Raw genomic sequence first — 13,292 nt, 5'->3', positions numbered from 1 at the left:
ATTGATCTCATTTCATTGCAACACGTCCCCCCTGTAATGGGGAAAGGACGGGCTTACCTCCCGTGTCTTTCCTCCTCAAGGAGCTACCGTGTTGACCTCGACCAAATCCCGTATCGCCCTGATCGCCGCCGCTTCGCTGTTCAGCGTTGCCGCCGCTCAGGCCACCGACATCACCGGTGCCGGTTCCAGCTTCGTCTACCCGGTCCTGACCAAGTGGTCGGCCGCCTATGCCGAGAAGACCGGCAACCAGCTCAACTACCAGTCGGTCGGCTCGGGCGCGGGCATCGCGCAGATCAAGGCCGGCACCATCGACTTCGGCGCGTCCGACGCTCCGCTGAGCGGCGAGGACCTGAAGAAGTTCGGTCTGGGCCAGTTCCCGCTGGTCGTCGGCGGTATCGTGCCGGTGGTCAACATCAACGGCATCCAGGCCGACCAGATCAAGCTCGACGGCCCGACGCTGGCCGATATCTTCATGGGCAAGATCACCAACTGGAACGACCCGAAGATTGCCGCCCTCAATGCCGGCGTGAACCTGCCGGCCGGCAAGATCACCGTCGTGCACCGCTCGGACGGCTCGGGCACCACCTACAACTTCACCAACTTCCTGAGCAAGGTCAGCCCGGCCTGGGCCGCGCAGGTCAAGTTCGGCACCTCCGTCGACTGGCCGACCGGCGTGGGCGGCAAGGGCAACGAGGGCGTGTCGCAGTACGTGCGCCAGATCAAGGGCTCGATCGGCTACGTCGAGTACGCCTACGCGGTCAAGAACAAGATCAGCTGGGTGGACATGAAGAACGCCGCCGGTGAAGTGGTCAAGCCGAGCGCCGACACCTTCGCCGCCGCCGCCGCGACTGCGGACTGGGCGCACGCCAAGGACTTCAACCTGATCATGACCAACGCCCCGGGCCAGACCGCGTGGCCGATCACCGCCACCACCTGGGCGATCATGTACAAGCAGCCGAAGAATGCCGAGCACACCAAGGTGGCGTTCGACTTCTTCAAGTGGTCCTACGAGAACGGTCAGCCGCAGGCCGCCTCGCTCGACTACGTGCCGCTGCCGGCCTCGCTGGTCAAGCAGATCGAAGCCTACTGGGCCTCGGACTTCCAGAAGTAAGATGGTCTGTCCGGAGAGGGTGGTACTCGTGGCCGCCCTCCCTGCCGGAAGACTCCCGAACAGCCGCCCCGGTGGTCCAGGGGCGGCTTTCCGTTGAAGGCGCCGGTATCCTTGCGCCCTTGAGCTAACGAGAGGACGGCCCGCTCCATGTCCAGTGCCCCCGACGCCCTCGCGATCCGCGATACCGGCGACCAGCGCAACCATCGTGATGCGCGCCACGACCGCTGGTTCCGCTGGCTGCTCATGGTCTGCGCGCTGCTGGTGCTGGCTTCGCTGGTCGGCGCCGCCGGCGCCACGCTGTGGGGCGGCCGCCACGCCTTCGGCACCTTCGGCTGGCACTTCCTCACCAGTTCGGCCTGGGATCCTGGCAACGATGTCTACGGCGCACTGGTCCCGGTCTACGGCACCATCGCCACCTCGATCATCGCCCTGATCATCGCCGTGCCGGTCAGCTTCGGCATCGCGCTTTACCTGTCCGAGGTCGCGCCGCCCTGGCTGCGCACGCCGGTCGCCTCGGCGATCGAGCTGCTCGCCGGCATCCCCTCGATCATCTACGGCATGTGGGGCCTGTTCATCTTCGCCCCGTTCTTCTCCGCGCACATCAAGCCGTGGCTGACCAGCTACCTGGGCGACAGCCCGGACGACGGCAAGGTGTCCTGGGTGGCGGCGCATGTGCCGTTCATCGGCAAGCTGTTCGCCAGCAACTACCCGTTCGGCGCCAGCGTACTCACCGCCGGCATCGTGCTGGCGATCATGATCATCCCGTTCATCTCCTCGGTGATGCGCGAGGTGTTCCAGACCGTCCCGACCCGACTGAAGGAGTCCGCCTACGCGCTGGGCTCGAGTACCTGGGAGGTGGTCTGGGACATCGTGCTGCCGTACACCCGCTCGGCGGTGATCGGCGGCGTGTTCCTGGGCCTGGGCCGCGCGCTGGGCGAGACCATGGCGGTCACCTTCGTGCTGGGTAACGCGATGAACCTGTCCGCCTCGCTGCTCGACCCGGGCGCCTCGATCGCCTCGACCATCGCCAACCAGTTCAGCGAGGCGGTCGGCCTGCAGAAGGCCACCCTGATGGCACTGGCCTTCCTGCTGTTCGTGGTCACCTTCTTCGTGCTGCTGATCGCCCGCCTGATGCTGCGCCAACTGAAGAAGCGGGAGGGCCTGTGATGAACACCCTCTACCTTCGCCGTCGCATGACCAACTGGATCGCGCTCGGCCTGAGCGTGTTCGCCACGCTGATCGGCCTGGGCTTCCTGGCGTGGATCCTGTGGGAGACCCTGCGCCAGGGCATCAGTGCGCTGGACCTGAAACTGTTCACCAAGATCACTGCCTACGGTGCGGACGGTGGCCTGGCCAACGCCATGGTCGGCAGCCTGATCATCAACTTCATCGGCATCGCCATCGCCACCCCGATCGGCGTGCTGGCCGGCACCTGGCTGGCCGAGTACGCCAACCGCACCAAGCTGGGCGAGACGATCCGCTTCCTCAACGACATCCTGCTGTCGGCGCCATCGATCGTGATGGGCCTGTTCGTCTACACCATCGTGGTGCTGCCGAGCACCGCCCTGACCAACGGCAACACCACGTTCTCCGGCTTCGCCGGCGGCGTGGCGCTGGCACTGATCGCCCTGCCGGTGATCGTGCGCACTACCGACGAGATGTTGCGCCTGGTGCCCTCCACGCTGCGCGAGGCGGCGCTGTCGCTGGGCGTGCCGCAGTGGAAACTGACCCTGCAGATCCTGATCCGCGCGGCGCGTTCGGGCATCATCACCGGCGTGCTGCTGGCGCTGGCGCGCATCAGCGGCGAAACCGCACCGCTGCTGTTCACCGCGTTCGGCAACAACTTCATGGTGTTCAGCCCCATGAGCAAGATGGCCAGCCTGCCGCAGATCATCTACCAGTACGCGAACGATCCGGGCGACGCGATGCACGCGCTGGCCTGGGCCGGCGCCTTCGTGGTGACGATGTTCGTGCTGCTGCTCAGCCTCGCTTCCCGTCTGGTCCTTTCCCGCAACAAGGTGTCCCATGACTGAGTCCGCCGCCGCCGGCCTCCACCCGCAGCCCGCGGCCGGCCCCGAGGCCGTCGCGCCGACCAAGATCCAGGTCAACGACCTGCACTTCTACTACAACGGGTTCCATGCGCTGAAGGGCATCAGCATGGCGATCCCGGAGAAGAAGGTGACGGCCATCATCGGCCCGTCCGGCTGCGGCAAGTCCACCCTGCTGCGCATCTTCAACCGCATCTACGCGATCTACCCGAAGCTGGAAGCACGCGGCGAAGTGATCCTGGACGGCGAGAACGTGCTTGCCCCCGGCTATTCGATGAACCGCCTGCGCAGCAAGGTCGGCATGGTGTTCCAGAAGCCGGTGCCGTTCCCGATGACGATCTTCGAGAACGTCGCCTACGGCATTCGCCACCACGAGAAGCTCTCGCGCGCCGACATGGAAGTGCGCGTGGAGAAGGCCCTGCGCGACGCCGCGCTGTGGGACGAGGTGAAGGACAAGCTCAAGCAGAATGCGCTCGGCCTGTCCGGCGGCCAGCAGCAGCGCCTGTGCATTGCCCGCGCCATCGCGCTGCGTCCGGAAGTGCTGCTGCTGGACGAGCCGACCTCGGCGCTGGATCCGATCGCCACCGGCCGCATCGAGCAGCTGGTGGAAGAGCTCAAGAGCCAGTTCACCATCGTCATCGTCACCCACAACATGCAGCAGGCGGCGCGCTGCTCGGACCTCACCGCGTTCATGTACATGGGCGAGCTGATCGAGTTCGACGGCACCGAGAAAATCTTCACCAAGCCGAGCAAGAAGCAGACCGAGGACTACATCACCGGCCGCTTCGGCTGATCCGGTCGAGCCATCCCCGCGTTCCACCCGTTCCAAGCATCCCATACAGGCAGGTATCGACATGAGCAGCGGCAGCGAGCACATCATCAAGAGCTACGACAGCGAACTGACCCGCCTCACCGGCGAGATCGTACGCATGGGCGAGCTGTCGGTGACCCAGCTGGAGTCGGCCCTCGACGTGATCGCCCGCCGCGACGAGCGCGCCGCCCAGCGCGTGGTCGCCAACGACGATGCGATCGACCAGCTCGAGCAGGAAATCAGCCACGACGTGGTGCGCCTGCTGGCGCTGCGTGCGCCGATGGCCGGCGACCTGCGCAACGTGTTCGCCGCCCTGCGCATCGCCGCCGACATCGAACGCATCGGCGACTATGCCGCCAACGTGGCCAAGCGCTCGATCCCGCTGTCGATGGTCGCGCCGATCTCGCCGACCAAGGGTCTGGACTACCTGGCCAAGCTGGCCGCCTCCGAAGTGCGCGAGGTGCTGGTGGCCTACCGCGACCAGGACGCCGAGCATGCCTACCAGGTGTGGAAGAGCGACGCCGAACTGGACGAGGCGTACACCGGCTACTTCCGCCAGCTGCTCACCTACATGATGGAAGACCCGCGCAACATCACGCCGTGCACGCATCTATTGTTCATGGCCAAGAACATCGAGCGCATCGGCGACCACGCCACCAACATCGCCGAGAGCATCTGGTTCCAGGTGCATGGCGAAACGCTGGACAAGCAGCGCGTGAAGCGCGACTTCACCTCCAGCCCGGAGCTGACCAAGCTCGGCGAATAGCCCGCCACTTGCTTCCACGGCAGGAGCCCGCCTGCGGGGGATGCTCCTGGCTCCGATGCTTCATCGAAGCAAAAAGCATCGCCCGCGAGCGGGCTCCTGCCCGATCGAAGGTCACGGCGTGGGTAGTGGCTTCTCGCGTGCCTCGCGACGGCGGGCAACGCCACGCACGATGCCGTAGATGCCGATGGCGATCCAGGCCAGCTCGAGCAGAAACGCCGACCAGTTGAAGCTGCCGAACACCAGCGACACCAGCACGCCGAGCGCACCGGCGATGTTCATCAGCTGGTAGGCCAGCCCGTTGCCGTGCAACTTGTGGGCCTGCAGCAGGAAATAGGCCAGCAGGATCAGCAGAACCCCGGCAAAACCCACCAGGTCGTACCAGTGCAGTCCAGTCGTCATCGTTTCGCACTCCGCTGCCGCAAGGCTTCGAACAGCACCACGCCGGTGGCGACCGAGACGTTGAGGCTCTCCATCGCGCCCGGCATCGGGATCTTCGCCACGAAATCGCACAGCTCGCGGGTCAGCCGGCGCATGCCCTCGCCCTCGCTGCCCAACACCAGTGCCACCGGCCCCTTCAGGTCGATACCGTAGATCGAGTCGTCGGTGTCGCCGGCCAGTCCGGTGATCCACACGCCGGCGTCCTTCAGCTCGCGCAGGGTGCGCGCGAGGTTGGTCACCGCGATCAGCGGCACGCGGTCGGCGCCGCCGGCCGAGGCCCGGCGGACCACCGGGGTCAGGCCCACCGCACGGTCCTTCGGCACGATCACCGCGGTAACCCTGGCCGCCGCGGCGCTGCGCAGGCAGGCGCCGAGGTTGTGCGGGTCGGTCACGCCGTCGAGCACCAGCACCAGCGTGTCCGCGCCGTCGCGTTCGAGCAGCGCCGGCAGATCGCCCTCGTGCGCCATCGGCGGCGGCTCGTAAAGAGCCACCACGCCCTGGTGACGGGCCTCGCCGGACAGCTTGTCCAGCTGCTCGCGCGGCCGATGATGCACGGGAATCTTCAGCGCCTTTGCCCGCTCGGCCAGCGCCTGCACGCGCGCGTTGCGCTGGCCCTGTTCGACCAGCAGCTCGCGCACCTGCCCGGCATCGTTGCCGAGGGCACCTTCCACCGGGTTGATGCCGACAATCCAGCTTTCGCTCATCTACTTACTTGCCTTTCGATCGAGTAGGACGCCCGCTGCGGCCGGACGGCCTGGGTTTGTCCGCGGAGCGGGTGGCCGCCTTCGCGGGCGTCTTCTTTGCCACGGCCTTCGCCGGACCCTTCCCCTTCGGCTTGCCGCCGGATGACGGCACCGCCGGCAGGGCCGGCAACGCCGGGGCATCCTTGGCATAAGCGCGGGGCGGCGGATTATCGCGCGCCGGCGCCGACGCCGACACCCCGCCCTCGCCGCGCCCGAATGCCCGGCCGATCGCCTTGGCCGCGCGGCCGAACATGCCCGGCGCCTTGTCCGCACTTGCCGTGGCGGCCTTGGGCGCCGCGGCCTTGGGCAACGAGTAGCGCTCGCCGCCGGCTGCATAGTCGTAGGCCTTGGCCGTGCGCGGTGGCGGCGCGCCCCGCTTCTTCTGCGGCACCAGCCGGAAATCGATCTTGCGATCCTCCAGGCTGGCGCGCAGCACCTGCACCCGCACGTGGTCGCCGAGGCGGAACTGCTCGCCGGACTTCTCGCCCTTGAGCAGTTTGCGCAGCGGATCGAAGTGGTAATAGTCGTTGGCCAGCTGGCTGATATGCACCAGGCCGGACACCTTCGACTCGTCCAGCTCCACGAACAGGCCGAACGAGGTGACGCCGGTGACCACGCCATCGAATTCGCTGCCGACGTGCTTGCTCATCCAGGCGCACTTGAAGCGCTCGTCGACATCGCGCTCGGCCTCCTCGGCACGGCGTTCGCGCTGCGAGCAGTGCACCGCCAGCGAGCCCATCTCGGCGGGCGTGTAACGGTACTTGGCCGGCTTGCCGCCAGTCAGCGCGTAACGGATCGCGCGATGCACCAGCAGATCGGGATAGCGCCGGATCGGCGAGGTGAAGTGCGCATACGCGCTCAGCGCCAGGCCGAAGTGGCCGCGGTTCTCCGGCTGGTAGGCGGCCATGCTCTGCGAGCGCAGCAGCACCGACTGGATCAGCTCGCGCTCCGGGCGTTCGCGCACCATGCGCAGCACCTCGGCGAAATCGCCCGGGGTGACCCGGTCGATCGGCGGCATGCTCAGCTTGAACTCGCGCAGGAACTGCTGCAGGTCCTCGTACTTCTCCGCCGGCGGCGGCTCGTGCGCACGGAACAGTGCGGGGATCTTCTTCTTTTCCAGGAACAGCGCCGCCTGCACGTTGGCCGCGATCATGCATTCCTCGATCAGCTTGTGCGCGTCGTTGCGCTCGGTCGCGCCCATCGCCTCCACCTCGCCACGCTGGTCGAGGCGGAACTTCACCTCGGGCGTCTCGAAGTCGATCGCACCGCGGCGCCGGCGCTGCTCGGCCATCGCCTTGTACAACGCATGCAGGTGACGGATCTGCGGCAGCACGTCGGCCACCTCGGCGATCGTGTCGGGGTCTTCCAGGCCGACCACCTGCCACACCTTGTCGTAGGTGAGGCGCGCGTGCGACAGCATCACCGCGTCGTAGAACTTCGACTTGGTCACCTCGCCGCTGGCGTCCACCTGCATGTCGCACACCATGCACAGCCGCTCGACCTTCGGGTTGAGCGAGCAGATGCCGTTGGACAGCGTCTCCGGCAGCATCGGCACCACGAAGCCGGGGAAATAGGTCGAGGTGCTGCGCTCCTGCGCCGCGGCGTCCAGCGCACTATCCACCTTGACGTAGTGCGAGACGTCGGCGATCGCCACGATCAACCGCCAGCCGCCACCACGCCGCGGTTCGGCGTACACGGCGTCATCGAAGTCGCGCGCATCGGCGCCGTCGATGGTCACCAGCGGCAGCTTGCGCAGGTCGACCCGACCCTGGCGCTCGGCCGCGGTGACTTCCGGTTCCACCTGCGCCGCGTCGCGGAGCACCTCCGGCGACCACTCGCGCGGCAGGTCGTAGCTGGCGATCGCCATCTCCACCAGCAGCGAGGGTTGCAGGCGTTCGCCGAGCACCGAGCGGATCTCGCCCAGCGGCGCGCGCTGGGCGGTCGGCGGGTCGGTGATCTCCACCACCACGATCTGTCCGTTGCGCGCGCCCAGCTCCTTGCCGGGCGGGATCAGGATGTCCTGCAGCAGGCGGCGGTCATCCGGCGCCACCACGGTGACGCCGTTCTCCACCGTCACCCGGCCGACCAGCCGCGGCGAGCGGCGCTGCAGCACCTCGACGATGGCGCCCTGGCGGCGGCCGCGACGATCCAGCCCGACCACGCTGGCGAGCACACGGTCGCCATGCATCACCGCGCGCATCTGCTGCGGCGAGAGATAGAGGTCGTCGCCGCCCTCGTCCGGACGCAGGAAGCCGTAGCCCTCGGCGTTGGCGATCACCACGCCGGGAAGCAGGTCGAGTTTCTGCGCCGGCGCATAGTCGCCGCGACGCCCCTGCAGCAGCTGGCCGTCGCGCACCATCGCACCGAGGCGCTTGCGCAGCGCCATCAGGTCGGTGGGGTGGTCAAGCTGCAGGGTTTCGGCGATGCGTGCTTCGCTGAGCCATTCGCCACGGTCGGCCAGCATCGAGAGGATCGCCTCGCGGCTGGGAATCGGTCGCTCGTAGCGCTGCGCCTCGCGCTCGGCCTGCGGATCGCGGACCGCGCCGGCGCCCTTGCGCGGAGCTCCGCCGTTGGAGCGGGGCTTGCCGGACGGCCGCAGGGGTGCGTCGTCGCGGGTGGGTGCTGCTGCGCGGCGCTTGCCGCCACGCGTGTTTTTCTTCTGGGTCACTCAGTTACCTTGGTTGAAGGCCTCCGGGACGGAAATCGTCCGGAAGCAGGGGAAAATTTTTTGTCGACGTATTGTTGACAACCCTGGGGGAGATGCCTAATCTACGCGGCTCGCGCAGCCCGAACGGTTGCGCGGCACCTGCCCAGGTGGCGGAATTGGTAGACGCACTAGTTTCAGGTACTAGCGGGTAAAACCGTGGAGGTTCGAGTCCTCTCCTGGGCACCAATTGTAGACGAAGCCCGCAGCGATGCGGGCTTTGTCGTTTCTGCGGTTCATCTGCGCCGCCGAGGGTGATCCGCCGATGACGACCACGCGCCACGCCCTCGCCTCGCACCGGCACTGGGTGTTCGACCTGGACGGCACGCTGACGGTGGCAGTGCACGACTTCACCGCGATCCGCCGCGCGCTCGCCATTCGCGACGACGAGGACATCCTCGCCCACATCGCTGCCCTGCCCGCCACCGAGGCCGCCGCCAAGCGCGCCTGGCTGCTCGAGCACGAGCGCGAGCTGGCCCATGCCTCGCGCCCCTCTGAAGGCGCCGTGCCGCTGGTGCGCACACTGGCGGCACGTGGCTGCCGGCTCGGCATCCTGACCCGCAACCTGCGTGAGCTGGCGCTGCTGTCGCTGGAGGCGATCGGCCTGGCCGACTGCTTCGATCCGGCGGTCGTACTCGGCCGCGAGGACGCACCGCCCAAGCCCGACCCGGCCGGCCTCAGGCACATCGCCTCGCACTGGTCGGTCGACGCCGCCGAACTGGCCATGGTGGGCGACTACGCCTACGACCTGGCCAGCGCCCGCGCCGCCGGCGCGCGCTCCGTGCTGGTGAACCTGCCCGACAACCGCTGGCCGGAGCTGGCCGACTGGCACTTCGCCGACTGCCGAGCCCTGGCCGCCGCGCTGGCCTGAGCCACGCAAATCGGCAGGAGCCCGCTCGCGGGCGATGCTCTTCGTTCCGGTGTTGCATCAGAGCCAGAAGCATCGCCCGCGAGCGGGCTCCTACAAGAGCGGGCTTCGGCTTGGATCAAGAGCGGGCTTCAGCCTGGATGGGGCGGCCCCTTCAGCTCGATCATGTTGCCCTGCGGGTCGTACAGGTAGATCGAGGGGCCCTCGCCCTTCGCGCCGTAGCGCATGCCGAGGTCTCCGATGCGCACGCCGTGGGCGCGCAGGTGGGCCAGGATGGCCGCCTCGTCGTAGTCCTCCACGCGCAGGCAGACGTGGTCCATGTTGTGACCCTCCACGCCGGGCGCCGCACCGCCGTGGCGGCCGATCCGCCCATCCACGCTCACCAGGTCGATCAACGAGGCGCCAGCGCGCAGCTGTACCAGGCCGATCTCGTCCTGTCGCCGCTCCTCGCGGCAGCCCAGCACCTCGCAGTAGAACCGCTGCATCGCGTCCAGGTCGCACACGCGCAGCACCACGTGGTCGATCTCGCCGATCCGGATCATGGGAAGCCTCCTGTCGAAACCGCCCCAGCTTAACCGGCGCCATCGGCCCCGCGACCGGGTGCCCCACCCGCTGACCGCCACCCGGGCGGCCTGTATAATCGCCGCGGTAAACGTACGGTGGGAGAAGCGCCGGGCCTTCCAGGGCCACGTCGCTGCCGAAGGCGCAACGCCCGTAATCGCTCAGGCCCCGTAACCACCGCGCGCAAACACTCTGGAGAGACCGGTTGAATCCGGCGCCGAAGGGGCATAAGGCAGCAGTCCATCGCCGCCTCCAAACTCTCAGGCAAAAGGACAGAGGGGCGCCCCGCGTGCGGCACGGCACGCTATCCCCGGATGCCCCTGATCATGAGCCAGTCCTCCTCTCCCTCGTTGCGCGAGCTCGAGCACCACGGTGCCTTCATCGAGCGTCACATCGGCCCGAACGACGCCGAGATCGCCCACATGCTCGCCGCCATCGGCCAGCCCTCGCTGGAAGCGATGACCGACGCGATCGTGCCCGCCTCGATCAAGTCGCCCGCCCCGCTGGCGCTGCCCGCGCCGCTCACCGAGGTGGAAGCGCTGGCCAAGATCCGCGCCGTCGCCTCGAAGAACCGCGTGTTCCGGAGCTTCATCGGCCAGGGCTACTACGGCACCCACACGCCGAACGTCATCCTGCGCAACGTGCTGGAGAACCCGGCCTGGTACACCGCCTATACGCCGTACCAGGCGGAGATCTCGCAGGGCCGTATGGAGGCGCTGATCAACTTCCAGACGATGTGTGCCGACCTCACCGGCATGGACATCGCCAACGCCTCGCTGCTGGACGAAGGCACCGCCGCCGCCGAGGCGATGACCCTGGCCAAGCGCTCGGGCAAGAGCAAGTCCAACACCTTCTTCGTGTCCCGGGGCGTGCACCCGCAGACGCTGGAAGTGCTGCGCACCCGCGCCGAGGCGATGGGGCTGCAGATCCTGGTCGGTGACGACGCCGACGCCGCCACTGCCGAGAGCTTCGGCGTGCTGCTGCAGTACCCGGACACCTTCGGCCAGGCGCACGACTACGCCGCCCTGGTCGAGGCCGTGCACGCGCGCGGCGCCCTGGTGGCGGTCGCTACCGACCTGCTCGCGCTGACCCTGCTCAAGGCGCCGGGCGAATGGGGCGCGGACATCGTCATCGGCAACACCCAGCGCTTCGGCGTGCCGTTCGGCTTCGGCGGCCCGCATGCCGCCTTCATGGCCTGCCGCGACGCCTACAAGCGCTCGATGCCGGGTCGCCTGATCGGCGTCTCGGTGGATGCCGAGGGCAACAAGGCCTACCGCCTCACCCTGCAGACCCGCGAGCAGCACATCCGCCGCGAGAAGGCCACCTCGAACATCTGCACCGCGCAGGTGCTGCTGGCGGTGATGGCGGCGATGTACGCCGTCTACCACGGCCCGGAGGGCCTGAAGCGCATCGCCCGCCGCACGCATCGCCTGGCGGTGATCCTGACCGTCGCGCTGCGCCGCGCCGGCGTGACCGTGGCCGACGGCTTCTTCGACACGCTGTACATCACCGGCGTGGACGCCGACGCGGTGCATGCCCGCGCCGCCGCGCAGCAGATCAACCTGCGCGCCATCCACGGCACCAGCGTCGGCATCAGCCTGGACGAGACCACCACCCGCGCCGACGTCATCGCGCTGGCCGGCCTGTTCGGCGCCGAGATCGAGGACATCGACGCGCTCGATGCCGAAGTCCACGACGCGCTGCCGCGCCAGCTCGTGCGCGAGAGCAAGTTCCTCACCCATCCGGTGTTCAACACCCACCACAGCGAGACCGAGCTGCTGCGCTACCTGCGCGGCCTGGCCGACAAGGACCTCGCGCTGGACCGCAGCATGATCCCGCTGGGCTCGTGCACCATGAAGCTCAACGCCACCGCCGAGATGATCCCGGTGACCTGGCCCGAGTTCGCCAACATCCACCCGCTGGCGCCGGCCGAACAGGCCGCCGGCTACAAGGAGCTGATCGACGGGCTGGAGGCGATGCTGGTCGAATGCACCGGCTACGACGCGGTCAGCCTGCAGCCGAACTCAGGCGCCCAGGGCGAGTACGCCGGCCTGCTGGCGATCCGCGCCTACCACCGCTCGCGCGGCGAAGGCCATCGCGACATCTGCCTGATCCCCGAGTCCGCCCACGGCACCAACCCGGCCTCCGCGCAGATGTGCGGCATGACCGTGGTGGTCACCGCCTGCGACGCGAACGGCAACGTCGACGTCGCCGACATCCGCGCCAAGGCCGAGAAGTACTCCGACCGCCTCGCCGCCCTGATGGTCACCTACCCGTCCACGCACGGCGTGTTCGAGGAGGAGATCGTGCAGATCTGCGAGATCATCCACGCGCACGGCGGCCAGGTGTACACCGACGGCGCCAACATGAACGCGCTGGTCGGCGTGGCCAAGCCCGGCAAGTGGGGCTCGGACGTCAGCCACCTCAACCTGCACAAGACCTTCTGCATCCCGCACGGCGGCGGCGGCCCGGGCGTCGGCCCGTGCGCGGTGAAGTCGCACCTGGCACCGTTCCTGCCCAAGACCTTCGGTGGCGAAGGCGATGTCGGCATGGTCTCGGCCGCCAGCTTCGGCTCGGCCAGCATCCTGCCGATCAGCTGGATGTACATCGCCATGATGGGCGCCGAAGGCCTGCGCCGCGCCACCCAGCTGGCCCTGCTCAACGCCAACTACGTGGCCAAGCGCCTCGCGCCGCACTACAAGACGCTGTACACCGGCCGCAACGGCCTGGTGGCGCACGAGTGCATCCTCGACCTGCGCCCGCTCAAGGACGCCACCGGCATCGGTGCCGAGGACGTCGCCAAGCGCCTGATCGACTTCGGCTTCCACGCCCCGACGCTGAGCTTCCCGGTGGCCGGCACGCTGATGGTCGAGCCGACCGAGAGCGAGAGCCAGTACGAGCTGGACCGCTTCATCGACGCGATGATCCAGATCCGCGAGGAGATCCGCGCGGTCGAGGACGGCCGTCTGGACCGCGAGGACAACCCGCTCAAGCACGCCCCGCACACCGCCGCGATGGTCTCCGGCAGCGAGTGGACCCACGCCTACCCGCGCGAGCTGGCCGCGTTCCCGCTGCCCAGCCTGCGGCTGCAGAAGTACTGGTCGCCGGTGGCCCGCGTGGACAACGTCTACGGCGACAAGAACATCATGTGCTCGTGCATCCCGGTCGACGCCTTCAAGGGCGAGATCGAGGCGTTCAGCGAACCGAACGTGATGTAAGCGTCCGCCTGGACGACCGGATGG

The 13,292-nt window shown here is 68.0% G+C and carries 11 protein-coding genes, 1 tRNA gene and 1 riboswitch; of the genes, 8 read left to right on the top strand and 4 right to left on the bottom strand.

Annotation, left to right across the window (positions count from 1 at the left end; translation table 11 throughout):
* Positions 1-88 precede the first annotated feature (88 nt).
* The 5 genes from pstS (at position 89) to phoU (ending at position 4,736) form a co-directional block, all read left to right on the top strand.
* Entirely contained in the window at positions 89-1,111 is a 1,023-nt protein-coding gene (pstS, locus tag C693_RS0100985) for a phosphate ABC transporter substrate-binding protein PstS (RefSeq protein ID WP_198506814.1), read from the top strand.
* A 147-nt stretch (positions 1,112-1,258) separates the two neighbouring features.
* Positions 1,259-2,278: a phosphate ABC transporter permease subunit PstC gene (gene pstC / locus C693_RS0100980; RefSeq protein WP_017460375.1), complete on the top strand. Its 1,020-nt coding sequence runs from the start codon at positions 1,259-1,261 to the stop codon at positions 2,276-2,278.
* Positions 2,278-3,144: a phosphate ABC transporter permease PstA gene (gene pstA, locus C693_RS0100975; RefSeq protein WP_017460374.1), complete on the top strand. Its 867-nt coding sequence runs from the start codon at positions 2,278-2,280 to the stop codon at positions 3,142-3,144. Before pstC ends, pstA begins: the two co-directional genes overlap by 1 nt.
* The gene (gene pstB / locus C693_RS0100970; RefSeq protein ID WP_017460373.1) at positions 3,137-3,952 is read left to right on the top strand and encodes a phosphate ABC transporter ATP-binding protein PstB; all 816 of its coding nucleotides are present in this window, start codon (positions 3,137-3,139) and stop codon (positions 3,950-3,952) included. Before pstA ends, pstB begins: the two co-directional genes overlap by 8 nt.
* Before the next feature lie 61 nt (positions 3,953-4,013).
* Positions 4,014-4,736, top strand: a complete 723-nt coding sequence (gene phoU / locus C693_RS0100965; protein WP_017460372.1) for a phosphate signaling complex protein PhoU — start codon at positions 4,014-4,016, stop codon at positions 4,734-4,736.
* Positions 4,737-4,847: 111 nt separating this feature from the next.
* Here the strand turns inward: phoU and C693_RS0100960 are convergent, their stop codons facing one another.
* The 3 genes from C693_RS0100960 to rnr are packed head-to-tail and all read right to left on the bottom strand — an operon-like array spanning position 4,848 to position 8,585.
* Entirely contained in the window at positions 4,848-5,135 is a 288-nt protein-coding gene (locus tag C693_RS0100960) for a CBU_0592 family membrane protein (RefSeq protein ID WP_017460371.1), read from the bottom strand.
* Complete coding sequence (rlmB, locus tag C693_RS0100955; protein WP_017460370.1) at positions 5,132-5,878, bottom strand: 23S rRNA (guanosine(2251)-2'-O)-methyltransferase RlmB; 747 nt, start codon at positions 5,876-5,878, stop codon at positions 5,132-5,134. The genes C693_RS0100960 and rlmB overlap by 4 nt, the downstream gene beginning before the upstream one ends.
* 4 nt (positions 5,879-5,882) lie before the next feature.
* Positions 5,883-8,585, bottom strand: coding sequence for a ribonuclease R (gene rnr, locus C693_RS0100950; RefSeq protein ID WP_017460369.1), 2,703 nt, complete (start codon positions 8,583-8,585; stop codon positions 5,883-5,885).
* Between the two features lie 140 nt (positions 8,586-8,725).
* Between rnr and C693_RS0100945 the strand changes: the two genes are divergently transcribed.
* Positions 8,726-8,810, top strand: a tRNA-Leu gene (locus C693_RS0100945).
* Positions 8,811-8,886: 76 nt separating this feature from the next.
* Positions 8,887-9,492 (top strand): HAD family hydrolase, encoded by a 606-nt coding sequence (locus C693_RS0100940; RefSeq protein WP_026107086.1) that lies wholly within the window; start codon positions 8,887-8,889, stop codon positions 9,490-9,492.
* A 128-nt stretch (positions 9,493-9,620) separates the two neighbouring features.
* Here the strand turns inward: C693_RS0100940 and C693_RS0100935 are convergent, their stop codons facing one another.
* Positions 9,621-10,031, bottom strand: a complete 411-nt coding sequence (locus C693_RS0100935) for a VOC family protein (protein WP_017460367.1) — start codon at positions 10,029-10,031, stop codon at positions 9,621-9,623.
* Positions 10,032-10,232: 201 nt separating this feature from the next.
* Positions 10,233-10,336, top strand: a riboswitch (glycine riboswitch).
* Positions 10,337-10,376: 40 nt separating this feature from the next.
* Between C693_RS0100935 and gcvP the strand changes: the two genes are divergently transcribed.
* Positions 10,377-13,268, top strand: coding sequence for an aminomethyl-transferring glycine dehydrogenase (gcvP, locus tag C693_RS0100930; protein WP_430536795.1), 2,892 nt, complete (start codon positions 10,377-10,379; stop codon positions 13,266-13,268).
* The last annotated feature ends 24 nt before the right edge of the window (positions 13,269-13,292 follow it).

The organism is Dyella ginsengisoli LA-4, from assembly GCF_000334915.1.
GTDB classification, from domain to species: domain Bacteria; phylum Pseudomonadota; class Gammaproteobacteria; order Xanthomonadales; family Rhodanobacteraceae; genus Dyella_A; species Dyella_A ginsengisoli_A.
This window is presented reverse-complemented; position numbering and strand designations above follow the sequence as displayed.

Bases quoted from the DNA above. Each gene is read 5' to 3' on its own strand.
- C693_RS0100935 (WP_017460367.1), bottom strand. From the start codon at position 10,031: ATGATCCGGATCGGCGAGATCGACCACGTGGTGCTGCGCGTGTGCGAC.
- C693_RS0100960 (WP_017460371.1), bottom strand. From the start codon at position 5,135: ATGACGACTGGACTGCACTGGTACGACCTGGTGGGTTTTGCCGGGGTT.
- pstA (WP_017460374.1), top strand. From the start codon at position 2,278: ATGAACACCCTCTACCTTCGCCGTCGCATGACCAACTGGATCGCGCTC.
- pstB (WP_017460373.1), top strand. From the start codon at position 3,137: ATGACTGAGTCCGCCGCCGCCGGCCTCCACCCGCAGCCCGCGGCCGGC.
- phoU (WP_017460372.1), top strand. From the start codon at position 4,014: ATGAGCAGCGGCAGCGAGCACATCATCAAGAGCTACGACAGCGAACTG.
- rlmB (WP_017460370.1), bottom strand. From the start codon at position 5,878: ATGAGCGAAAGCTGGATTGTCGGCATCAACCCGGTGGAAGGTGCCCTC.
- pstC (WP_017460375.1), top strand. From the start codon at position 1,259: ATGTCCAGTGCCCCCGACGCCCTCGCGATCCGCGATACCGGCGACCAG.
- C693_RS0100940 (WP_026107086.1), top strand. From the start codon at position 8,887: ATGACGACCACGCGCCACGCCCTCGCCTCGCACCGGCACTGGGTGTTC.
- gcvP (WP_430536795.1), top strand. From the start codon at position 10,377: ATGAGCCAGTCCTCCTCTCCCTCGTTGCGCGAGCTCGAGCACCACGGT.